General features: G+C 63.0%; 23 protein-coding genes. 13 read left to right on the top strand and 10 right to left on the bottom strand.

Annotated features, from left to right (window positions below):
• Positions 1-53: 53 nt before the first annotated feature.
• Entirely contained in the window at positions 54-1,097 is a 1,044-nt protein-coding gene (locus SPICUR_RS10120; RefSeq protein WP_023366910.1) for a YecA family protein, read from the bottom strand.
• Positions 1,098-1,295: 198 nt separating this feature from the next.
• On the opposite strand from SPICUR_RS10120, the gene SPICUR_RS05530 reads away from it, so the two are divergent.
• The 3 genes from SPICUR_RS05530 to SPICUR_RS05540 all read left to right on the top strand — a co-directional run bounded on the left by SPICUR_RS05530 (position 1,296) and on the right by SPICUR_RS05540 (position 4,281).
• Entirely contained in the window at positions 1,296-2,039 is a 744-nt protein-coding gene (locus tag SPICUR_RS05530) for an SIMPL domain-containing protein (RefSeq protein WP_023366912.1), read from the top strand.
• 25 nt (positions 2,040-2,064) lie between these two features.
• Positions 2,065-3,792 carry a gamma-glutamyltransferase gene (gene ggt, locus SPICUR_RS05535; RefSeq protein ID WP_051373244.1) on the top strand — a complete coding sequence of 576 codons (1,728 nt, stop codon included), beginning with the start codon at positions 2,065-2,067 and terminating at the stop codon, positions 3,790-3,792.
• A gap of 93 nt (positions 3,793-3,885) precedes the next feature.
• Positions 3,886-4,281 carry a phasin family protein gene (locus SPICUR_RS05540; RefSeq protein ID WP_023366916.1) on the top strand — a complete coding sequence of 132 codons (396 nt, stop codon included), beginning with the start codon at positions 3,886-3,888 and terminating at the stop codon, positions 4,279-4,281.
• Here SPICUR_RS05540 and SPICUR_RS05545 read toward each other — a convergent pair.
• Positions 4,268-5,140 carry a hypothetical protein gene (locus SPICUR_RS05545; protein WP_023366918.1) on the bottom strand — a complete coding sequence of 291 codons (873 nt, stop codon included), beginning with the start codon at positions 5,138-5,140 and terminating at the stop codon, positions 4,268-4,270. The genes SPICUR_RS05540 and SPICUR_RS05545 overlap by 14 nt on opposite strands.
• Before the next feature lie 235 nt (positions 5,141-5,375).
• Between SPICUR_RS05545 and SPICUR_RS05550 the strand changes: the two genes are divergently transcribed.
• Positions 5,376-5,714, top strand: coding sequence for a tRNA-binding protein (locus tag SPICUR_RS05550; RefSeq protein WP_023366920.1), 339 nt, complete (start codon positions 5,376-5,378; stop codon positions 5,712-5,714).
• Positions 5,715-5,812: 98 nt separating this feature from the next.
• Positions 5,813-6,304 (top strand): hypothetical protein, encoded by a 492-nt coding sequence (locus SPICUR_RS05555; RefSeq protein WP_023366923.1) that lies wholly within the window; start codon positions 5,813-5,815, stop codon positions 6,302-6,304.
• A gap of 63 nt (positions 6,305-6,367) precedes the next feature.
• Here the strand turns inward: SPICUR_RS05555 and SPICUR_RS05560 are convergent, their stop codons facing one another.
• From SPICUR_RS05560 to SPICUR_RS05575, 4 genes are all read right to left on the bottom strand, one after another.
• Complete coding sequence (locus tag SPICUR_RS05560; protein WP_148291323.1) at positions 6,368-7,021, bottom strand: hypothetical protein; 654 nt, start codon at positions 7,019-7,021, stop codon at positions 6,368-6,370.
• Positions 7,022-7,149: 128 nt separating this feature from the next.
• Positions 7,150-7,992 (bottom strand): methyltransferase domain-containing protein, encoded by an 843-nt coding sequence (locus SPICUR_RS05565; RefSeq protein WP_023366927.1) that lies wholly within the window; start codon positions 7,990-7,992, stop codon positions 7,150-7,152.
• A 142-nt stretch (positions 7,993-8,134) separates the two neighbouring features.
• Positions 8,135-8,353, bottom strand: a complete 219-nt coding sequence (locus tag SPICUR_RS05570) for a hypothetical protein (protein ID WP_023366929.1) — start codon at positions 8,351-8,353, stop codon at positions 8,135-8,137.
• 32 nt (positions 8,354-8,385) lie between these two features.
• Entirely contained in the window at positions 8,386-8,913 is a 528-nt protein-coding gene (locus SPICUR_RS05575) for an HD domain-containing protein (protein ID WP_023366930.1), read from the bottom strand.
• Positions 8,914-8,999: 86 nt separating this feature from the next.
• Between SPICUR_RS05575 and SPICUR_RS05580 the strand changes: the two genes are divergently transcribed.
• Entirely contained in the window at positions 9,000-9,653 is a 654-nt protein-coding gene (locus SPICUR_RS05580) for a hypothetical protein (protein WP_023366932.1), read from the top strand.
• Between the two features lie 15 nt (positions 9,654-9,668).
• Here SPICUR_RS05580 and SPICUR_RS09910 read toward each other — a convergent pair whose 3' ends face one another.
• From SPICUR_RS09910 to ade, 3 genes are read right to left on the bottom strand one after another with little or no spacing between them, the layout of a single operon-like run.
• A complete protein-coding gene (locus SPICUR_RS09910; RefSeq protein ID WP_041381740.1) occupies positions 9,669-10,250 on the bottom strand; it encodes a zinc-binding dehydrogenase in 582 nt (193 codons plus the stop codon).
• On the bottom strand, positions 10,234-10,536 hold the full coding sequence (locus tag SPICUR_RS10125; protein WP_041381742.1) for an alcohol dehydrogenase catalytic domain-containing protein: 303 nt from the start codon (positions 10,534-10,536) through the stop codon (positions 10,234-10,236). Before SPICUR_RS10125 ends, SPICUR_RS09910 begins: the two co-directional genes overlap by 17 nt.
• Before the next feature lie 9 nt (positions 10,537-10,545).
• A complete protein-coding gene (ade, locus tag SPICUR_RS05595; RefSeq protein ID WP_041382311.1) occupies positions 10,546-12,204 on the bottom strand; it encodes an adenine deaminase in 1,659 nt (552 codons plus the stop codon).
• A gap of 117 nt (positions 12,205-12,321) precedes the next feature.
• Here ade and fabI point away from each other — a divergent pair, with 117 nt between their 5' ends.
• The 7 genes from fabI (at position 12,322) to SPICUR_RS05630 (ending at position 19,850) form a co-directional block, all read left to right on the top strand.
• A complete protein-coding gene (gene fabI, locus SPICUR_RS05600; RefSeq protein WP_023366936.1) occupies positions 12,322-13,110 on the top strand; it encodes an enoyl-ACP reductase FabI in 789 nt (262 codons plus the stop codon).
• Positions 13,097-14,524, top strand: a complete 1,428-nt coding sequence (locus SPICUR_RS05605; protein ID WP_077176388.1) for a bifunctional enoyl-CoA hydratase/phosphate acetyltransferase — start codon at positions 13,097-13,099, stop codon at positions 14,522-14,524. The genes fabI and SPICUR_RS05605 overlap by 14 nt, the downstream gene beginning before the upstream one ends.
• A complete protein-coding gene (locus SPICUR_RS05610; protein WP_023366940.1) occupies positions 14,487-15,311 on the top strand; it encodes a bacteriorhodopsin-like in 825 nt (274 codons plus the stop codon). Before SPICUR_RS05605 ends, SPICUR_RS05610 begins: the two co-directional genes overlap by 38 nt.
• 234 nt (positions 15,312-15,545) lie before the next feature.
• Positions 15,546-16,379, top strand: a complete 834-nt coding sequence (locus SPICUR_RS05615; RefSeq protein WP_257719855.1) for a polyprenyl synthetase family protein — start codon at positions 15,546-15,548, stop codon at positions 16,377-16,379.
• A 17-nt stretch (positions 16,380-16,396) separates the two neighbouring features.
• A complete protein-coding gene (gene crtI, locus SPICUR_RS05620) occupies positions 16,397-17,869 on the top strand; it encodes a phytoene desaturase family protein (protein ID WP_023366944.1) in 1,473 nt (490 codons plus the stop codon).
• The gene (locus tag SPICUR_RS05625; protein ID WP_023366946.1) at positions 17,866-18,699 is read left to right on the top strand and encodes a phytoene/squalene synthase family protein; all 834 of its coding nucleotides are present in this window, start codon (positions 17,866-17,868) and stop codon (positions 18,697-18,699) included. The genes crtI and SPICUR_RS05625 overlap by 4 nt, the downstream gene beginning before the upstream one ends.
• On the top strand, positions 18,696-19,850 hold the full coding sequence (locus SPICUR_RS05630; protein ID WP_023366948.1) for a lycopene cyclase family protein: 1,155 nt from the start codon (positions 18,696-18,698) through the stop codon (positions 19,848-19,850). Before SPICUR_RS05625 ends, SPICUR_RS05630 begins: the two co-directional genes overlap by 4 nt.
• Here SPICUR_RS05630 and SPICUR_RS05635 read toward each other — a convergent pair.
• On the bottom strand, positions 19,841-21,583 hold the full coding sequence (locus SPICUR_RS05635; RefSeq protein ID WP_041381744.1) for an ABC transporter transmembrane domain-containing protein: 1,743 nt from the start codon (positions 21,581-21,583) through the stop codon (positions 19,841-19,843). The two genes, SPICUR_RS05630 and SPICUR_RS05635, sit on opposite strands and share 10 nt — an antisense overlap.
• Positions 21,584-21,649: the final 66 nt, after the last annotated feature.

Genomic DNA, 21,649 nt, shown 5'->3' on the forward strand with positions numbered 1-21,649 from the left:
AGAGATCACAATACCGGGGCGAGCCGTCAGACCGTGTCGCAGGCAGCATCAAGTCAACGCAACGGCGGCTGGCCTGAAGGGAAGCTGATGAGCCTGTGCAGCAACGGCGCCGCCTGGACAGTCGTTGTCTGCGGTCGGGTTAGGATGTCATCGGCATCATCCCGGACCGTGGCGATGCCGGTGAAATCCGCGAAGCGCTCGCGCGCGCGTGTGGTGTAGAGGCTACGCAGGAGCTCCTCCGGCGAGCGGTACAGGAGGTCGTCTTCGAGTTCGTGGTCGATCGCCGGGAACGCCCGGTGAAAGGCATCGGCGTAGAATGTGGCAGGTTGCGGCTGGTGACCATCGATGGAGAGCAGATAGGCGGTAAACCCCCAGCCCTGCTGGACGATGGGCGCTTCCGGATAGCGATCCCGATACCCCCAGTTGAACTCGCTGGCGTAGGTGCGGAAAAGCTGGGGATAGAGCGCCCGCTGACCGGTGGCGGCCAGCATGTCGCGCGCCGGGCGGGAGAGGATGAACCGGCCGCGATACTTGCGCAGGAATCCGGCCAGTTCGGCGACAACGCGGGTGACGTGCAGCTCAGGCGCGTCATCCTCGCGATTAATGGCCCCAAAGCGTGTGTAATCGTCGTAACCGCCCTCGCCAAGCCAGGCCTGCATAATCTCGCGGCAGGGATTGCGCGGGAAGTTGCCCTTGGCGGTGGGTTTCAGCCCGTTCCCGCCAATGGCCTCGGCGAGCAGGCCGAACAGCTGCGCCAGGGGCGCATCGGGCTCGCTCTCAAGCAGGGTACTGACCTGCATCACCTCCGGTGAGTCCAGCGGCGCATGCAAGAGCCGGTGCATCCGCTCAGGGGACAGGCCGCGGAAGTCATCGACGGGACGCTGATTGCGTTCGACCTGGAATGACTTGATGAATGCCTGTGCCTCTTCCATCGAAGCGAAGGCCTGCTCGCCAATGGCCTCATGAAGCTCCTCGGTCACCGACTGGTGCAGGTCTTCCGCACGCTGCGCGTCGGCACTATGCAGGCAGCATCGCTTGTACTTACGGCCACTGCCGCACGGGCATGGATCGTTCCGGCCGGTCTTATCTGCGGGCATCGACACCACCCCATCGAGTCATTCCAGGTGAGTTCAGAATCTCAATACCGGAGCCAAGACTAGCATTCCCGGTCACTCGGTCGATCGGCAGTAAAGAGTCCGCCTCAGAGACCATGCCGGTTGCCCCGTCCTGCTTGCGCCTCTGACCCCACCGCAGGAGGATAAGGGCTATCAGGACTACGAAAAGGCACCCATCCAATGCATCCCATCACCCGCCTGTCCCGGTTTGCGCTCACATTCATGGCCGTACTCAGCCTTATCGGCGCCGTGCATGCCCAGCCCGCCACGCAGTGCGTCGATGACGCCACAACACTAACGGTGCATGGCGACGCACGGATCGAACGCCCGGCCACCCACGTCGATATCCATGCCCGCTTTATGGCGCGGGAAGAGACAAGCGCCGCGGCCAGCAATGCTCTCGAGACACGCTTTGGACCGCTGCTCGATCGCCTGCGCGCCCGCACGGAAAAGCCCATGCGTCTTTTAGCCGCCAACGCCGCAATCCGCCCGCGGTGGCGCCATGACGACGGCGACAGAACCCTCGCCGGCTTTGCTGCAACGCGCACGCTCCGGCTCACCGACGTGCCGGTGGATCAGGCAGGCGCGTGGATGCAGACACTGACCGATGCCGAAGCCGATTCCCTCTCGCTCGAGAACTACACCGCACAAACCGAGGCGGGCGCAGACGCCTACCCGGCCCTCGCCGCGGCGGTCAGGGACGCCCGCACCCGTGCAGAGGCGATGGCCGAGGCAAGCGGCCAGTCGATCGGCGAGGTGCTCTGCCTGCACGAGGTCGAGGCACCCTCACCCCGCCCGATGCGCTCCACCACACTCGCCGCCAACGGCACAGGCGAGGCGACACGCGAGCCTTCCATTGAACCGGATACCATGGTTGAACAGGCCCGCATTACCGCGGTTTTTGCCCTTAAGTCACACGAATAGCCCTCCCCAATCAGTGGTGGTCCGCATGTCCACAAAGCCTTTGATCCGCTTACGCCCCCGTCTGCTCTGCGCCAGCCTGCTGCTTGTCTTCGGGACGGCAGAGGCCGATGACCCACCACAGTCGGGCATGGTTGTCGCGGCCCATCCGCTGGCAACCCAGGCGGGTGTCGACATACTTGATGCCGGCGGCACCGCTATTGATGCGGCGATTGCCATACAGGCCGTGCTGACGCTGGTTGAACCGCAGTCAAGCGGCATTGGCGGCGGCGCCTTTATGCTGCACTACGACGGCGCAACAACCGACATGCAGGCCTATGACGGGCGCGAGACGGCTCCCGCCGCGATCGAGGCCGACCACTTCCTCACCGAGGCCGGCGCACCGATGGACTTTCTGGACGCCGTCCCGGGCGGGCAGGCGGTTGGCGTACCCGGCACCCTGCGCATGCTCGAGCTCGCCCACGAGGAACATGGCGAACGGCCATGGAAAACACTCTTTCAGCCGGCCATCCGCCTTGCCGAAGGGGGTTTTGAGGTGACACCGCGCCTGGCCGAGATGCTGCGCATCGACCTGCCACTGGAGGCGTTCGAGCCAATGGCCGGGTATTTTTTCCCCGATGCCGAGCCCATCAGCGCCGGTATGACACTGACCAACCCGGCCCTCGCGGATACCCTCACCGAGGTCGCCAACCAGGGGGCCGATGCCTTCTACGAGGGCCCCATCGCGAATTCGATCGTGACTAGGGTGCAGGCGCACGGGGGCAAGCTCACGCGTGAAGACATGGCGGACTACCGGGCGGTTGAGCGGACCCCCATCTGCCGATTCATCGCCGGCCATTCGATCTGCGGCATGCCGTTACCCAGCAGCGGCGGCATGACCGTTTTGCAGATCCTCCGCCTGCTGGAGATCGCGAACGCTGACACCGAAGAGACGAGCGAGCTGACCTGGACACATCGACTGCTCGAGGCGTCACGCCTCGGCTTTGCGGATCGCAACGAGTATCTCGGTGACACCGACTTCGTCGACGTCCCCGTGGATACCCTGTTGAGTGAGGACTATCTGACCGGGCGCGCCGGGTTGATCTCGCCGACGCAGTCCATGGGCAAGGCGACCCCGGGCCTGAACGATCCGGACACCGCCATGAGTGATGCAAAACTCATCAATCACTCAACCAGCCACTTCAGCGTACTCGACGCCGCGGGCAACGCCGTCTCGATGACCAGCTCGATCGAGATGCCCTTCGGTTCGCGACTCATGGTGGGCGGGTTTATGTTGAACAATCAACTGACGGATTTCCGTTTCGATCCCGAGGCGGCCGATGGACGCCCGCATCCCAACCGGGTTCAGCCCGGCAAGCGGCCTCTGTCCTCCATGTCGCCCGTTATCGCACTCGACAGTGACGACCAACCCCGGCTGATCATCGGCTCACCGGGCGGGACGCGCATCATTGGCTATGTGGCACAGCGCGTGGCCGATGTGCTGATGCGGGGCAAGGGCGTTGAAGCGGCGATCGAGGCCGGGAACCGGGTCAACCGTAATAGCCGAACGCAGGTGGAGGCGGATACCGATGCACAAGCGCTGGCCCCCGGTCTTGAAGGACTGGGCCATGAGGTCGAGATCGAATCCATGACCAGCGGACTCCATGGCATCGAGCGTCTGCCCGATGGCGTGATCCGGGGCGCTGCTGATCCGCGCCGGGAAGGTTCGGTCGGTCGTTCCACCAGCCCATCATTGATTGACAGCGTCAATCATTAGAAATGTTGCGCCGCGTCATACGAGTTGCTATATTGCATTGCAACAAAACGGGAAAGCCGTTGGATACCCTAAACGACCGATGAGGAAAACATCATGATCAACGATATGTTTGCCAAGTACACCGAGCAGGCCGAGAACCTTTTCATGGCCCCTACCCGCAACTACGCCAAGCTGGCCATGGACTATACGCAGAAGCTGATTGACGCCCAGATGGAGGCGACGCGCACCTATACGGAGCTTGGCATGCAGCAGGCCCGCGCCGCGCTGGCGATCAAGGACACCAACGCGCTTCAGCAGTACGCCGAGAAGCAGCAGGCGGTCGCCAAGGACCTGGGCGAGCGCGTCAAGGCGGACGGTGAGAAGGTTGTCGCCCTGAATCAGGACTTCGCCAACGAGGCCCGCAAGCTGGTCGAGTCCAGCGCCCAGAGTGCCTCGGAGACCGCCTCGGAAACCGTCGAGGCCGCCAAGAAGGCCACTAAGGCCGGCTGATACCGGCCTGCCCTTCCGGCCCTGGGTTCGGAGCACCTGAATCGCTGCCCGCCATACGGCGGCGGCGATTCCAGTTGTCATCTGACATCACCAGACCAGAATCCGCACACGCGATATCAAACTCTAAGTGGTTCCAGTGACCGCCTCGATGGTCATACTCAATGACTCGCCACTCGCCCGGACGATTCCAGAAGATAATGAACGAGCGCAGCGTAGGCGCGTGGGGCCCGAGCAACTTCCTGAGCTGCCGGCTGCTTCGCACATCGCCGGCCGAGGGCGCCGTCCCGCCGTCGTGGACGGGATGATTGTGGTACTGACGAACCTCGTCGCAGCCAAGTCGATCGATGTGGTCGCGCCACTTGGCTGGATCATCAGCCGGCCGGCATCGATACAAGGAGCCGATCGACGCCGTCGCCCGGACAACAACGCCTGAGCGCACGAACGCGGTGACAAACACCTCGCGGCCCTCTCGATACATCCCCACGGCCAGGGCCTCCTCCAGACTCGAGACATCCCGCCCGGCAAGCCCGTACGCCTTTTTAAACGCTTCACCTTTACGCCGGCCACGAAAGGCATCGAAGCGCGCGGTGAGGGCCTCCTCAAGTCTTTGGACTTCGGCACGGACGACCGATGCGCGATGCCATGCCGCCTGATACCGCCGAGACACCAGCAGCAAGGCCCCGTGAGCGATCACAGGGGTGACCGTGATTGCCAGAGCGCCATAGAGGCGCCCCTGCATGGCGCGTTCCGCCAGACCATACGCGACGACCACGACGGGCAGCGTCACCACAGCCAGCACCAGAGTTCGTTGCTTGCGAAGGGTCAATGCCTCGGCACTGAGGCGTTCGTACTGGGACAAGGGATGGTTCCGTCAGGCTAGTGAATGGCGGCGCCATAGACACAGCGCTTCAAGATAGTGACAGCTCGATGACCACCACGACCAGCAACCCCGGTCGCGGCCATTACCCGGGCCCGAACGGCCCCCAGCCCCCCAGCAGAAGAGCCGGCCAGACGTTGCGATTGTTGATCAGTGATGACATGAAAGCCCTGATATTGGGGTATTCAATGAAAGCACTACACTTCGGGACCCCGCCATGGAAACCGTCGAGTCCGAGGACTTCACCCGGGTCGAGCTGTGTGTCGGCACTGTCGTGGACGTCGAGGCATTTCCCGAGGCGCGCCGCCCGGCGTGGCGTCTGCGCATCGACTTTGGTCCGGGGTTCGGCATGCGCAAGTCCAGCGCCCAGATCACCGACCTCTACGACCCTGACAACCTGATCGGACGACAGGTGATCGCAATGGTCAATTTCCCGCCCAAACAAATCGGCCCGTTCATGTCCGGATGCCTGGTCACCGGCTTTCACGGAGAAGACGGGGCCATCGTCCTATGCGCCCCGGATGCGCCCGCCCCCAATGGCAGTCGCCTGATCTGACATCGCTGGATTGCTCCGACACTAGTGGTCGGTGGTCGCCCGCACCCTCGGCGTTCCATATGCGAACCAAGGAAAAGGCAATGCGAGTTCTCCCATTCATGACCATCGTTCTTGCGATTGGTATCACCGGCTGCGCATCTATCGTCGGCGAGCGCGAGCAGGCCGTCACCATCAACAGCTCCCCCGACGAGGCGCAAATCACCATTACCGACGAGACAAGCGAGGAAATTCACTCCGGCAGAACACCGATCACGGTACAGCTGGCCAAGTCTGATGGCAGCTACTTTGGGGGCAAAACCTACATAGTCGATGTCAGCAAGGCGGGGTTCGAATCCCGAGAGGTTCGTATCGAATCCCGGCCCAATGGCTGGTATGTCGCCGGTAATCTGGTCTTTGGTGGCTTGATCGGATGGCTGGTCGTCGACCCGCTGACAGGCGCGATGTACAACCTGAGCCCTGACTCGATTGATACCTCGCTCGGCGACAACGTCAGCCTCGACAATTCGGGTAAGCGGACCATGAAGGTGGCGCTGGTCAAGGACGTTCCCACATCCATGCGCTCCAAAATGGAGTATATCGGACAGCTGTAGGGCGCATTCCCACTCATCAGCACTGGGGAGCGCCCTGCTCCCCAGTCAGGCGATCGCTGCCGCTTAGAAAGCGTAGCGATAGCCGAGCGACCATCCCGTCGCGTCAGAACTGCGACTGAGTGACGTGGTGATCGACGAATGGCCATCTAACCAGTAGGCCCCACCGGCTCCGACCGATGTCGTGTCGCCAAGGTCACCGAGATCCGCGTATGAGACATTGGCATTAATCTCGATACTTTCGGACACCCACCGCCGCATTCCAGCCGTTGCCCCATACCCCGAATCTTCGACGGTCGAACAACGAGTCAGATTACAGATTTGGACTTCTGCATCGACAAACTCGAGCGCAAACAACAAGTCCGTCCGCGTACCGATGGGCGTTACATAACCAAGCCCCAGGGACCCTGACGACTCTTCGATTTCGACGCCATAGCCCTCGTCCGACAGAGCACTTCCCGCCACGCTCACAATGAGGTTATCGCTGAATTGCAGGATACCGCCCACCGATGCGCCAGCGACTCCGGAGAAGCGGACCACTTCTCCAGTCCCACCACCGCGCCTGACGACGACGTCATCGTCATCGTCATAACTGACCACGTTGGCAGCCAGAGACAAAGATGAGTAATTGAAATTTGGAGTCTCAGCGACAGCGTCAGCGCCACCAAGGGCCAGAAAAAGTGATGTAGAAATCAGCCGAAGGCGTTGTTGAGTTTTCATAAGGGTCACTCCTTGATTAGCGGAGATCGGCGACCTCCACCCCTAGTGAACCCTCGAGGCGCGGCATTTGGTGTCGGAGCAGTTCACATGCCGCGCTAAAAACTGGACGCTGTATTAACCGCGCAGCCTCACGGCTTACGAAAAACGAAAATCCCCCAGGTCAGGTCGCCGCGACGGCCACCATCCACCCAATGCTGCAGGCCGCGCTTCATACGCTCGATGTACGCCGTGCTCACGGCCCGGGCGATCTGCTGCTCTTCCTCAATCAACACTTCAAGCACCCGGCCGTAATGCGCGGCGATCATGTCGCCTCGCTGATCAAAGCCGAGTTCTTCAAGGCCGAGGGCTTCGAGCGTGTCGCGATAGAAAGCCGGTGAACCGAGGGATTCAAGGTGCAGGCGATCAAGGATGGGCTGCAGCCCTTCATTACTGCGGTCATCGGCCTGCATCGGGTCGGTGAAGATGAGGATTCCGCCCGGGCGCAGCACACGCACCGCCTCCTCCATCACGCGGCGCCGGTCACCACTATGCAGAAACGCCTCCTGCGAGCGCACGACATCAAAACTGTCATCGGCGTAGGGCACCTCTTCGAAATTGCCACCGACAATCTCGATGCGCTCGTCGAGGCCCTGTTCGACATTCTTGCGCCGCGCACGCGCATTTTCCCGCGCGCTGAGGTTCAGGCCGACGCCCGAGCACCCGTAATGGCGAGCGAGGTAGCGCAGCGCACCGCCATAGCCCGACCCCAGATCGATCACCCGGGTGCTGGCATCAAGCCCGGGGGTTTGCTCGGCCATGACCTGATTGCTGCGGCGGCTTGCGGTATCAATCGCCTCCTGCGGATAGTCGTACAGACCGACATGGATATCCTCACCGCCCCACACGAGCGCATAGAAATTGTCGGCGTCCTCACTATCGTAGTAGTCGTGCGCGGTCTGAACCGCTGCGCTGTAAGGCTTCTCGTGCATCATGGTCTCCTGTCACTCAAGCAATCGCTCGGTATTGGTCTGCCTTACGACAAACCCATGACGCCAGTCTACAGAATGATCGGTTTGGAGCACGGCGAGCCAGCGGCCTGTCAGGCGTATGACGACCGACGCCGCATACCCGACTTCAGGAGAGAGACAGTTCTATGACAACGACGATCAGCAGGCCAACGGCGCCGGGCCAGGCGCTACGGGTCATCACCCCGAACACCGTTAACGGGATAAGCACCGTCAGCGCCGCCAGAATATGAGGCAGGGCCGCGACGCCCGTTGCCGCCATCGTCCATATACGGACACCACCCAGGGCGCCGAGCACCAGTCCCAGCCATACACTCCGGTTTTGCATCAGTGATTGCATGACAGCCCCCAGGTCGCTGATCACTCCGGAAACCGGGGTTCCCGGCTTTTGGCCCGTGCCTCCGCCGCTGCAATCACCTGCGGATCGCGCGCGGCCGTCGTACATAGATAATCGGGATTGACGGTGATTCCGACCCGCGGCAGATCCAGCCGGTCGGCATCCCAGCAGGTCGCGATCGTTGGATCGGCATGGCTGCGCTCGACTGTATGCCCCTGGCACGCAACCACCAGCAGATCGAGCTCCGCCTGACTGGCCGGCAGCCGGCCCTTTGTGAACGCCGCCAACGCCAGATCGGCACCCCGCGGCCCGTGCTCAATGTCCCAGCCATCGGTCTCGCGACAACTGTCGTGGAAGAACGCGAACAGCTCGATGACGCGCGGATTGGCGCCAGTGGTCTCGGCGAGCAGCAGACCGTTATGACGGACCCGATGCCAGTGATCCGGCCCATGCGGGCTGTGCGGGGGCAGTGCGAAGCAGCCGGTCGTATGTTCGAGAACGGCCTGCCGCTCCTCGGTGGAGAGCAGGACGGGAGGTGTGGTCTGGTTCACGGAAGACTTCCTGTGCCTTGTCTGCGAGTGGAAATCGAGTCGGCGCTGTCGATGGTAGTATAGCAATAAGCGATTGGAGACAGACATTGCTCGGGAATCTTTTCAAGCGCGCACGGCGGATCACCGCGCTGGCGGCGATGGCGATGGTCCTCGTCGGCTGCAAGGCCGATGAGCTCGAGGTTCGCATCGACCTTACCCAGCTACGCTCGGCGGCGGCCGGCAACGAGGTCGTCGCCCCTTTCACAGTGGTCTTCACCCATCCGCGGCCACTGAACACCCGGCAGAGTGCCCAGGTGGATGACGTGTGGAGTGCACTCAAGGAATACGTCCGGATCACGGATTTCGAGCGCGAGAACGTCGACGGTGGGCTACGCGTGAGCGTTGATGGCGAGGTCCCTGTGCGGACCACGCGGACCGCGAACGACGCCTTGTTCGTGTCGTTTACCGAATCAACTGCTTTCGGGGGGTTCCATCGGGTCACGCTGGAGACCGGGGAGCGTTTCGACGCCCTCCAGGAGACACTGGCATCGATTAACTTCGCCCTGGATCTGGCCGAATTCCATCCGACCGCCATGGAGATCACCGGACGCTCATCGCGGCTTCTGGCACCGGCTGCCACAGTGGAGGGTGAGAGCCATCTGCTCTACGACGGTGTGTTGAACGACTCGATCACAATCCGCCAGGCCGGCGGTGCCTTTCAGCACACCGGCCCGGGATTTTTCGTCCGCATGGACGGTTGAGCGTGCCGGCAATACCTATTGGGCGGTCAGGATCATCTTAATGGCCTTTTCATTCGCGGCGTCACCGAAAACGTCATAGGCCTTTTCAATGTCGTTCAGCGGGAAGTGGTGAGTGATGAGGCTTTTCGCATCGACACCTCCCGCCTGCAGGGTGCGCATCAGCACCGTAATGGTGTTGGTGTTCACCAGCCCGGTCCGGACCGTGACGTTCTTGATCCAGAGATTCTCGAGGTGGAACTCCACACTGGTGCCATGCACCCCGATATTAGCGATGTGACCGCCGGCTTTGACGATGCTCTGGCAGGTGTCGAAGGTTTCGGGGATGCCGACCGCCTCCATGGCCACATCAACGCCCTCTCCGTCCGTCATTTGCATGATCTGCTCGACGGCACTGCCACTGATGGTGTCGGTGGCACCCAGGGACCGGGCCGTGGCAAGACGGTTTTCGTCGGGATCGATCATGATCAGACGCGCCGGTGAGTAGAACCGGGCGGTGAGCAGTGCGGCAAGCCCGATGGGTCCGGACCCCACGATGGCGACGGTGTCACCGAGGTTGACCTCACCGTTCAGTGCACCGATTTCATGCCCGGTCGGCATGAGGAATGCGAACCGCCTCTGCCTGCGTCCCATCGATCCGATGGCCCAGAATCCAGCCCCCATCGCGGCATTGCGGGTACATGCCCTGTTTGCAGTAGTCACAACGTCCGCAGGAGGTAATGCAGGAAATGAGCACACGGTCACCGGGCTGAAGGGTTGAGACCCCATCGCCGATCGACTCGACAATCCCCACGCCCTCATGGCCGAGTGCACGGCCCGGTTCGCAGGTCGGCACATCGCCCTTGAGGATATGCAGATCGGTCCCGCAGATCGTGGTGTGGGTCATACGCACTGCTCAGTCTGTGAGCAGGGACACGAATTCGAATCGCTCACCGTCGAAAAGGCCGCGATCGCTGAGCTTGAGTGCCGGAATGACCAGCAGTGCCATGAATGACAGCGTCATGAAAGGCGCTGACAGCGGCGTGCCGAGCGCATGTGCCAGTGAGACCAGCGCCTCGTGGCGATGCGCCATCGTGTCGCCGTCGACGTTGCTCATCAACCCAGCGACCGGTAATGCGAGTTGATCGCTGCCGGCCGCCCCAACGGCGGCGATACCGCCCTGCATGTCGATCACCTGGTTCAGTGCCTCGCTCACCCATTCCGCACTGCTGCCGACTGCAATGACATTGTGCGAGTCATGGGCGATCGAGCCCGCGATCGCCCCATCGCGCAAACCGAAACCGTGGATGAACGCCACGGCGGGTGGCGTGACCCGATAGCGGTTCACGACCGCCAGCATGAGGACATCATTGGCCGGGTCGGGCGTCGGGCGGTTGGCTTTCCAGGTCGGTTTCAGGCGTGACTCCGTTGTATCCAGCGCGCCGTCCCGGCAGTTGATCACGCGCAGTCTCAGTGATGGATTGTCGGGATCGCCTTCCGGTAGCGCAGCTTCAAGTGCCGACGCCGTCACGGGTCGCGCGTTGAAGCGATTGATGGTCGGTGACGGCCGATAGGTCTGTTGGCTCTCGCCATGCCCGGCCACCCTTTCGCCGCCGATCCAGGTCGCGAGGACATTCAACCGGTCGGGGTGGTCGACCCGAATCGCGTCCATCCGATCGCCGATCCGCAGCTGGCCGACCGGGAGGCTGTAGTGCGACACGGGATGGCTGCAGGCGGCGCGGAGTACATCGAAACGGTCGTGGCCCGCGGCGATGGCACGGGCGGCGATGACATTGATATGCCCCGCTGCCAGATCATCGGGATGGAGGTCGTCGGTACAGAACATGATCCGCTGGGGATGGGTATCGAGCAGTTCGTGCAGCGCCTCGAAGTTGCGGGCGGCAGAGCCCTCGCGAATGCTGATCCACATCCCCGCCGCGAGCTTGTCCTCAGCCTCTGCGCGGGTCGCGCACTCATGATCGTTATCGATCCCCGCATCGGCATAGCACTGCGCGGCGTCGCTGCGAAGCCCCGGTGCATGGCCATCAACCGTTCGACCGAAGCGCCTGGCAACCGCGATCTTGTCCATGACTCCGGTCTCGCGCTTGAGCACGCCGGAGAAGTCCATGACCTCTGCAAGATGCCCAGTCGTGTCGTCGCCGATCAGCCGCTTGATGTGCGCCGCGTTGAGTTCTGCGCCAGCCGTCTCATACGCGGTAGCGGGTACACAGGCAGGGGCACCGAAATGGATCTGGATGGGGCTCCACCGTGCATCCGAGGCCATGTAATGGATGCCCTCGGTGCCTAGAATATTGGCGATCTCATGGGGGTCGGCCACTGCCGCCACAGTGCCATGACGACTGGCAACGCGGCCGAACTCGGCGGGCGTGAGCATAGTGCTCTCGACATGTACATGAGCATCCACAAACCCGGGTAGGACGTAGTCCAGCGTCTCATCCGGTGGTCCGAGTATGGCCACGGCGACGATACGCCCGCCCGCCCAGTGGATGGACGCGGCATGGATGCGCCGCGCCTCAAGATCGACCAGATTGGCCTGGATCATACCTTCGTCCATCGTCATCCCCGGATTATAGGCCGCGTGGATTGGCGACAGATACCCCGGTCACGATTGCGGATGACCAGCGGTTATTGTTAAGTGTGCAGCGCAACATTGGTTAACAGGGAGTCATCCATGACTGATCAAGTCGCCGGTGGCGCGTTCTCGCTCAATGGTCGGGTGGGTGTCATCACCGGCCTCGCCAACGAAAACAGTATTGCCTTCGGCTGCGCGCGGGCGCTTTCCGCCCAAGGCGCGGAATTTATTGTGTCGTATGCCAGTGAAAAGGCCGAGCGCTTTGTCATGCCGCTCGCGGCAGCCATGGGTAACCCGGAATACCAGCTCGCGGACGTCCAGGATCCGGCATCGCTCGAGGCGCTGTTCGACCGGGCGCGTCAGCGCTGGGGACGTCTCGATTTCGTGATCCACTCGATAGCCTTTGCGCCGCTCAGCGAGTTGCAGGGACGGCTCACGGATACAACTCGGGACGGGTTTGCGTTGGCCATGGATGTCTCTTGCCACTCATTCATGCGCATGGCGAGGCTTGCCGAGCCACTGATGAGTGAGGGCGGCAGTCTGATCTGCATGACCTACCACGGCGCCGATCAGGCCGTTGAGAATTACAATCTCATGGGGCCGGTCAAGGCGGCGCTGGAGTCATCCACGCGCTATATGGCGGCGGAGCTTGGGCCCAGGGGGATCCGGGTCAATGCCATATCGCCTGGGCCGATTCGCACACGGGCCGCTTCCGGGCTCAAGGATTTCGAGGCACTGGCACAGGATGGTGAAGCCCACTCGCCCCTTCGTCGCCTTGTGACGGTGGATGACATCGGCCACACGGCGGCCTACCTCATCGCTGATGCTGGCGCCGGCGTTACGGGCGGGATTCACTACGTGGATGCAGGTCACCATGTCCAGTTCTGAAGCAACAATCGAAAACCGGACCTTTGACGAGATCGCGGTGGGTGACTCTGCAACGCTCGAAAAGCGTCTCACGATGGAAGACATCAAGCTTTTCGCGGTGATGTCCGGTGACGTCAATCCAGCCCATGTCGATGAGGAATTCGCACGCAGCAGCTTTTTCCATGAGCTGATCGCCCATGGCATGTGGGGCGGGGCATTGATCTCAACCGTGCTGGGCACAAAGCTGCCCGGGCCGGGGACGATCTATCTGGGACAGACGCTGCGATTTCGCGGGCCGGTCACGCTGGGCGATCAGATCCGGATTACGGTAACGGCGACGGAAAAGGATGAGCGTAAGGGCCAGGTTGTCTTCGACTGCGAATGCCGCAATCAGGAGGATGCCCTTGTGCTTGACGGTGAGGCGCGGGTGCTCGCGCCTAAGGAAAAGGTCAGCCGTCCGCGAGCGGTCATGCCAACGATCCGGATGGCTGAACAGGGGAAGCTCTCGGAGATGCTGGCCGCCGCGGATGACCCTGAGCCGATGACCGCAGCGGTGGTCCATCCCGTGGATATCGAGAGCATCCAGGCCGTCGACCAGGCGGTCGGGCGGGGGCTGATCCGGCCGATCCTGATCGGGCCGATGGCGCGCATGCAGTCAGCGGCGGACGATGCCGGTGTCGATATCAGTGGGTTCGAACAGGTCGCTGTCCGCCACAGTCATGGCGCCGCCGAGACCGCGGTGGGCATGGCCGAGGCCGGTGATGTCGGTGCGGTGATCAAGGGGGGACTGTCCACCGATGAACTGCTCGGCAAGCTGGTGGATCCGGGCAATGGCTTGCGCACCGAGCGGATCCCCAGTCAGGTGATGGCCTTCGATGTGCCGACTTACCCGCGTCCGCTGATGATTTCCGACCCGCTGGTGAATATTCACCCAGGGCTGTTCGAGAAACGCGATATCGTGCGCAACGCCGTGGAGCTCGCCCACGCACTGAAAATCCACGAGCCGCGTGTTGCGATGCTTTCATCCTCCGAATCCATCGATCCCAAGCTCTCCTCAACGCTGGATGCCGCGGCAATCTGCAAGATGGCCGACCGCGGGCAGGTGGCAGGGGCGGTCATCGATGGACCGATGGCGTTTGATGCCGCCATTTCTGCGGCCACCGCCCGGGCTCGGGCGCTTGAATCGCCCGTGGCGGGGCGGGCCGATGTGCTGGTCGCACCGGATCTTGAGGCGGCGAGTATGCTGGTCAAGCAGCTCAGCCATCTCGCGGATGCCCGCGGTTCCGGGCTATTGGTCGGGTTGCGGGTGCCGGTGGTGATGAGCGGTCGTGACGACAATGTCCCCAGCCGGTTGACGGGCATACGTCTTGCCCATCGCTATCTTGCCTACCTGCAGCATGCGGGACGTGACGCCATGGCCGCTGCGGTCAGCTGACCGCACGGGCGCGCCGGCCGCGCCCATGGACCTTTCGACACTCAGCGTTGGTCAGTACGACTTCATTGCAAATGCCTTTTCCTTTGGCCTTGCAGTGATGGTCGCCACGACCATTTTCCTGTGGTTCTCGCGCAGCCACGTTGCTCCCGCCTACAAGATGGCGATCACCATCTCAGGCCTTGTCACCGCCATTGCCGGCTACCACTACCTGCAGATCATGCTGTCGTGGGAATCGGCCTTCTCCGTTACGAACGGCACCATCGAGACCACCGGATATGCCTACAACCAGGCTTATCGGTACGTCGACTGGCTGCTGACCGTGCCGCTGCTGCTCGTTGAGCTGATCCTCGTCATGCGGCTTTCGCGGAGCGAGACCGTGTCCAAGAGCGTCACGCTCGGTGGTGCGGCAGCCCTCATGATCATCCTCGGTTATCCGGGTGAGGTCGCTGAAGGCGGCGCAACGCGCTTCCTCTTCTGGGTTCTGTCGATGATTCCGTTCGTGTACATCGTCTACCAGCTCGTGGTGGGCCTGAAGGGCTCGATCAGCAAGCAGCCTGAAAACGTGCGCGGACTGATCAACGGTGCGGCGACGCTCGTTGTCGTGTCCTGGCTGTTCTACCCGATCGTCTATCTGTTCCCGCTCATCGGCCTGACCGGCGGCGCCGCCGTCACGGCAGTCGAGGTGGGCTATACGGTCGCGGACATCGTCGCCAAGGCCGTGTTCGGTATCCTCATCCTGACGATCGCCATGCGTAAGTCAGAGGCTGAGAGCAACGCCAGCGCCTGATCGGTCTGAACCGATCAGCTGGCATTGCCAGTGCTGAACCCGTGGATGCCGGGCGCCGTCCGGCATCCACTTCACCGGAAAAGCGTGAGGAACAACTCCGTGGCCGCAGCCGACGTCAGTCAATCACCGATACCTAGCGCAGGCGCGAACGCCTGGCAGGCCAGTCTGGCGCCCGAGGTCACCCTCCCGTCTCTCTCATCAGTCGACCAACTCATGATCGACTGCCTCGCCGGCATGCGAGCCACACCGGCTCGGGATGCTGCGATCTATCATCTTCAAACCGGCGGTCATCGGATGCGTGCGAAACTGGCCTTGGCCAGTAGCGCCGGCCGGATGGACGTCGGTGACGGCAGAGCGGCGGCCGCCGCCTGCGAGTTATTGCATAACGCGTCTCTTATTCACGACGACATCAGCGATCACGATCAGTATCGCCGGGGCCAGCACTCCGTGCGTGCCCTGTATGGCGACGATGTCGCCCTCTGCGCGGGGGATCTGCTCCTCACGGCGGCATTCCAGACCGCCGCAGGTATCCATGAACCGGGTGTCGCCCAGCGACTCACCGGCTTCATGGCTGACACAGCCGCGCGTGTCATCGGTGGGCAGAGCGTTGAGCTCGACGCTCGCAGCAACCGTCGGGGGATGGGCGTTGCTGACTACCTTGCCGCCACCCGCGAGAAAACGGCACCGCTCATCGAGCTGGCGCTGAATGTCGGGATCAGTAACGCGACTGAGGCACCCTACCCGGCAGCGCTGGGCCGACAGCTCGCGGAAGCGATTGGGCTTGCCTACCAGATTCTTGATGATCTCGACGATCTGGAGGCGGTGGAGGATCTGGAGCACCTGCATCCACTGCACGCCTGGTGGCAGCATCAGCCTCGTCCACTCGTCCGCCAGGGGCATCACCGGAAAACCCGCCAGCGCTGCCTGACGCATGTCCAGGCCGCACTGGCGCGGGCACAACGCCTGGCCGGTCGACTCCCCGAACCACTCGCAACCGACGTTTTGCAACTGATCCATCGACTGTCCCGCCAATCGCGGATAGTCTCCGATCGAGCCCTGACACGCTAAAAAGGGGTGAAGCCCGAATGCATTCCCTGATCATGGGCGGCGGTTTCGGCGGCATCGCCGCTGCACTGCGGCTGCGGGCACGCGGTCACGACGTCACGCTTATCGATCGTTGTCCGCGACTGGGCGGACGGGCTCAGGTCTTCGAGCGCGACGGCTATCGACACGACGCCGGCCCGACGGTCATTACCGCCCCGTTCCTGTTTGCTGAACTCTTCGAGCTTTTCGGTGAATCACTGCATGATCACCTCGAGCTGCGCCCGCTCGATCCGTGGTACCGGTTCCGTTTCCCGGACCATTCACAGTTCGACTATGCCCCCGGCATGGAGCGGATGGAGTCGGAGATCGCACGCTTCAATCCGGATGATGTCGCCGGGTATCACGGGTTACTCGCCGAGTCCCGCGAGCTGTTTGAGATCGGTTTCCGCGAACTCGGCGATCAGCCGTTCCACCGGGCCTCGTTCATGGCGCGTCAGGCCCCCCGGCTTCTGCGTCTGCGCTTCGATCGCAGCGTCTGGACAATGGTGTCGCGGCACATCAAGCACCCCTACCTCCGGCGGGCGCTGTCATTACAGCCCCTGCTGGTCGGCGGCAACCCGTTTGATACCACCTGCATCTACGGCCTGATCCACTATCTCGAGCGTGAGTGGGGCGTCCACTTCGCGATGGGCGGGACCGGCGCACTGGTCGACGTCCTTGCCAATCTTCTCGAACGTCAGGGCGTCCGGGTTGAGAACGGTCGGAGCATCACCGCGGTCCACCGCGATGGTCGACGCATCACTGGCGCGAGTCTCGACGACGGCCGCCGGATCTCGGCCGATCATTTCATCTCTAACCTCGACCCCATGCATCTCTACGGTGAGCTCATGGACCCGGCCCCCATGGCCGCCCGGATCAAGCGTCGCATGGCGCAGACCTCGATGGGGCTGTTCGTGCTCTACTTTGGTACCGATTGCCAGTACCCGGATGTGGCCCATCACACGATCTGGCTGGGTGATCGCTACAAGGAACTGCTGCGGGATATCTTCGACCGACGCGTCCTCTCGGACGATTTCTCGCTCTATCTACACCGCCCCACCGCGACCGATTCGAGCTTCGCGCCGGCCGGCCATGACAGCTTCTATGTGCTCGCGCCGGTGCCCAACCAGCTCGGCAACATCGACTGGTCAGTGGAGGGGCCGAAGCTGCAGGCGCGTATCGTTGAGGCGCTGGAGGCAACCATCATGCCTGGGCTGAGCCAGCATATCCGCGCCGAATTCCATATGACGCCGGACAATTTCCGGGAGAACTACCAGAGCGTGCACGGCAGTGGCTTCAGCGTTGCGCCGCTGTTCCGGCAATCGGCCTGGTTCCGATTCCACAATCAGGCCGAGGGTCTGGACAACCTCTACCTGGTCGGTGCCGGCACACACCCAGGCGCGGGAATGCCCGGTGTTCTCTCCAGCGCCAAGGTCCTTGAACGGCTGTTCCCCGAGGGCACGGAGGCGGCGTGAACCCACGTGAGGTACTGGCGCGCCATGGGAGCAGCTTCCACATGGCGAGCCGGCTCCTGCGCCGCGACGATGCCAACGACGTCGCCACGCTCTATGCCGCATGCCGACTGATCGATGACATCGCGGACGAGTCGGCGAATGGTGCGGGACGAATCGACACCTTTATTGAGGCACTCACCACCGGCGATCCGGCGATGCTCCCGGTCGACGGGTTCGCGGCGATGGTCGAGCGCCGGCGGATGCGACTTGACCCGTTGGTGACGCTGGCGCGCACGGCTGCCCATGAGGCGCGTTACGGCCGCTTGATCGAATCCGAATCAGAGCTGATCGATTATTGCTACGGCGTGGCCGGCACGGTCGGCGAGCTGATGTGTCCACTGCTGGGCGCCGATCCGGTACGCGGACGTGACGCGGCGGTGGCCCTCGGTATTGGTATGCAGCTCACCAACATCGCCCGCGATGTGCTTGAGGATGCCGGGCGTGGTCGCCGGTATCTGCCCGGTGAGTGGATTGACGGACGGAGCGCGGCGACCATCGCGAACGCCGATCCAGCCGATCGTCGCGCGATGCAGACAGCGATCGCCCGGCTGATCGAAACCGCCGAACAGCACTACGCCCTCGCCGAGACCGGCTTTGCGCTGATCCCGCTGCGCAATCGCCTGTCCATCCGCGTCGCCGCAAGGCTCTATCGGGCCATCGGGCTGCGCGTTCGAGACGACGGCTGCCAGTACTGGCTCGGACGCACCTCCCTCAGCCATCCGGAACGCCGACAGATCGCGCTACGCACCCTGCTCCGCCCAGCCAGTAACGCCCCGCAACCGTCCGCATGACGCATTTCGATATCGCACTGATCGGTTTTGGTGCTGCGACCATGAGCCTGGCCGTCCGCCTTGCCAGCGACTACCCGGGTCGGGTCGCGGTCATCGAGCCACGCGAGCTGCCCAGCGACGACCGGACCTGGTGTGGCTGGCGCCTCGCGGATCATCCCTTTACCGATCAGGCCGCACAGACCTGGTCAGCCTGGGCGGTGAGTCATGGCGGTCGCGAGCTCGTGTGCCGCAGTGACCACATCCCCTATGAAATGCTGCGCGCCTCGGCGGTGCAGGCGCGGGCACTCGACGCCGTTGCATCGCGGCCCGACTGGCAGTTTTTCAGTCGACAGACGCTACAGACGGCGACGTATGAAAAAGCCCACTGGCGACTCAGCCTCAGCAGCGGGGCGACCATCACCGCAGACTGCGTCATGGATTCAAGACCGCCCGGCATTGGCCTTGATCGGCCGTGGTTGTGGCAGAGCTTCGTGGGCCGCGAGCTGGTCGGCCCCGATCTCCCCGCGACCGGCCCGGTTCGTTTGATGGATTTCATCGATGACGATGCCCCGCTACTGACCTTTGTCTATGAGCTCCCGATCAGCGACGGGCGCCGACTCATCGAACTCACGCGTTTCGCCCCGCAACGGCCATCGCTCGCGGAGCTCGGCACATCACTGGATCGCTTACTGGATGCCCGCGGACTGGCCACTCATACGATCGATCGTGAGGAATCGAGCCATCTGCCGATGGCGCCGATACCGCCCACGAGCCGGAGTGGCTGGATGCGCGTGGGCACGGCGGGGGGGAGCATGCGCCCGGCGACCGGCTATGCGTTCCATGGCATCCAGCGCTGGGCCGATGCCTGCGCCCGATCATTGATCGCCGGGAATAACGCCTCTCCGCCTTCCCGCAGCCGCTGGATGGACTGGCTGGACGGGGTGTTTCTCGAATCACTGTGGGCCGGCGGCAATGCCGATGCGCCGGGGGCACGGTTCCATCGGCTCTTCGAGTGCACGCCCCCTGAGTCAATGGCCCGCTTTCTGATGAGTCGTCCGCGCCTCGGCGATATCGGTCATGTTCTGCGGGCCCTGCCCATGCTGCCGATGCTGGGCGCGGCTGGTCGCTACAGCATCCGCCGCCGGCGCCCCGTCACCCTGGATCAGCCCTGAGTAAACTGCAGCGCAGCGAGGTGGGCGTAGAGGCGATCGGTCTCGAGCAGCTGGTCATGGGTTCCGATTGCCCGGATCCGCCCCCTTTCCAGAACCGCGATCCGGTCGGCATTACGCACCGTCGCCAGACGATGGGCAATGACAATGCTGGTCCGCTGGGCCATCAAACGCGTCAGTGCAACCTGCACATGCCGCTCACTTTCCGCATCAAGGCTACTGGTGGCCTCATCGAGCAGCAGCAGTGCGGGATTACGCAGAATCGCCCGGGCAATCGCGACACGCTGGCGCTGGCCGCCCGATAACTGCACGCCGCCCGAGCCGATGTGGGTTGCCATACCCTGTGGCAGCGCGTCGACGAATTCCCGGCAGTTTGCGGAAACCGCGGCTGCCTCAAGGCGCTCGGCGTCGGCTGACGGATCACCAAAACGAATGTTGTCCGCCACTGTACCGGTGAAGAGCACCGGTTCCTGCGCGACCAACGCCATTCGTCGGCGGAGCGCCGACGGATCGGCATCGCGCAGATCCACTCCGTCCAGGGTGATACGGCCCGAGGTCGGATCATAAAAGCGCAGCAAAAGGCTGATCAACGTGCTCTTCCCCGCGCCCGATGGTCCCACTAGGGCGACGGTCTCACCGGCATTGACGCTCAGATCAACGCCGGTCAATGCCGGCGGTTCAGGACGGGTCGGATAGCAGAACCCCACTGACTGCAGCTGGACTTCGCCACGCGCCGGATCGGGCAGCATCACTGGCTTGGCCGGTGGTTGGATCGCGGCAACGGCGTCGAGCAGTTCGAATAATCGCTCAGCCGCGCCAGAGGCGCGAAAGAGCTCACCAGCCACTTCAGAGAGCACACCCACCGCGCCGGCCGCAAGCACCGCATAGAAGATGAACGCAGAGAGCTCACCGGCACTCATCGCTCCCGCAATGACCGCATTGCCACCGCGCCAGAGCACGAATGCCACTCCGCTAAAGGCGAGCAGCAGCGCGACGGCATTCAGGCCCGCACGCTGGCGGATCCGCCGTACGGCGATCGCGAACGCATCCTCAACGCGATGATCGAACACCTGGCGATCGACCGGCTCATGCACGAACGCCTGCACCGTTTCGATGCCGCCGAGTGTCTCGCCAGCGTAGCTGCCAACATCGGCGATGCGGTCCTGGCTGAGCCGGGAGAGCCGACGCACACGCCGCCCCACAATAAGCATGGGAGCAACCACCACGGGGATTCCGATGACCACCAGGGCACTGAGTGCCGGTTGGGTTACAACCAGCATGACCAACGTCCCCATTAGCAGCAGCGCGTTGCGCAGGGCCATGGAGAAGGTCGATCCAAGCACGCTCTGCAGTAACGCGGTGTCCGTGGTCATCCGTGACTGGATTTCACCCACGCCGTTTCGCAGATAGAAACCCGGGTCGAGATCGAGCAACCGAGCGAAAACGTCGCGGCGCAGATCGGCCGCGACCCGCTCACCGATCCACATCACCCAGTAGAACCGCAGCGCCGAGGCGACGGAGAGCACCAGGACCACCACGCCAGTCATCAGCAACGCACGGTCGAGTGCAGCGCCGGTCCCACCCGTGAAGCCCTGATCGATGACCATACGCAGGCCCTGACCAATGGCCAGGACACTGCCAGCCGCTACGATCAGCGCCGTGCCGGCGATCAGCGCCTGCCGCCAGTAGGGCCGAATATAGCCCGCCAGACGCAGCAAACCAGAAAAGCGTGTCAATTTTCGCCCCTCTCGACGATTGCAGCGGCATGCAGAGGGATTACCTCGTCAGCCATGGATGTGTGC

It is taken from the genome of Spiribacter curvatus (assembly GCF_000485905.1).
In the GTDB taxonomy this organism is placed as follows: Bacteria; Pseudomonadota; Gammaproteobacteria; order Nitrococcales; family Nitrococcaceae; genus Spiribacter; species Spiribacter curvatus.

Bases quoted from the DNA above. Each gene is read 5' to 3' on its own strand.
- crtI (WP_023366944.1), top strand. From the start codon at position 16,397: ATGCATTCCCTGATCATGGGCGGCGGTTTCGGCGGCATCGCCGCTGCA.
- SPICUR_RS05530 (WP_023366912.1), top strand. From the start codon at position 1,296: ATGCATCCCATCACCCGCCTGTCCCGGTTTGCGCTCACATTCATGGCC.
- SPICUR_RS05555 (WP_023366923.1), top strand. From the start codon at position 5,813: ATGACCATCGTTCTTGCGATTGGTATCACCGGCTGCGCATCTATCGTC.
- ggt (WP_051373244.1), top strand. From the start codon at position 2,065: ATGTCCACAAAGCCTTTGATCCGCTTACGCCCCCGTCTGCTCTGCGCC.
- SPICUR_RS05615 (WP_257719855.1), top strand. From the start codon at position 15,546: ATGCGAGCCACACCGGCTCGGGATGCTGCGATCTATCATCTTCAAACC.
- SPICUR_RS05610 (WP_023366940.1), top strand. From the start codon at position 14,487: ATGCGGGACGTGACGCCATGGCCGCTGCGGTCAGCTGACCGCACGGGC.
- SPICUR_RS05565 (WP_023366927.1), bottom strand. From the start codon at position 7,992: ATGATGCACGAGAAGCCTTACAGCGCAGCGGTTCAGACCGCGCACGAC.
- SPICUR_RS05605 (WP_077176388.1), top strand. From the start codon at position 13,097: ATGTCCAGTTCTGAAGCAACAATCGAAAACCGGACCTTTGACGAGATC.
- ade (WP_041382311.1), bottom strand. From the start codon at position 12,204: ATGGACGAAGGTATGATCCAGGCCAATCTGGTCGATCTTGAGGCGCGG.
- SPICUR_RS10120 (WP_023366910.1), bottom strand. From the start codon at position 1,097: ATGCCCGCAGATAAGACCGGCCGGAACGATCCATGCCCGTGCGGCAGT.
- SPICUR_RS09910 (WP_041381740.1), bottom strand. From the start codon at position 10,250: ATGCCGACCGGGCATGAAATCGGTGCACTGAACGGTGAGGTCAACCTC.
- SPICUR_RS05570 (WP_023366929.1), bottom strand. From the start codon at position 8,353: ATGCAAAACCGGAGTGTATGGCTGGGACTGGTGCTCGGCGCCCTGGGT.
- SPICUR_RS10125 (WP_041381742.1), bottom strand. From the start codon at position 10,536: ATGACCCACACCACGATCTGCGGGACCGATCTGCATATCCTCAAGGGC.
- SPICUR_RS05550 (WP_023366920.1), top strand. From the start codon at position 5,376: ATGGAAACCGTCGAGTCCGAGGACTTCACCCGGGTCGAGCTGTGTGTC.
- SPICUR_RS05540 (WP_023366916.1), top strand. From the start codon at position 3,886: ATGATCAACGATATGTTTGCCAAGTACACCGAGCAGGCCGAGAACCTT.
- SPICUR_RS05560 (WP_148291323.1), bottom strand. From the start codon at position 7,021: ATGAAAACTCAACAACGCCTTCGGCTGATTTCTACATCACTTTTTCTG.
- SPICUR_RS05630 (WP_023366948.1), top strand. From the start codon at position 18,696: ATGACGCATTTCGATATCGCACTGATCGGTTTTGGTGCTGCGACCATG.
- fabI (WP_023366936.1), top strand. From the start codon at position 12,322: ATGACTGATCAAGTCGCCGGTGGCGCGTTCTCGCTCAATGGTCGGGTG.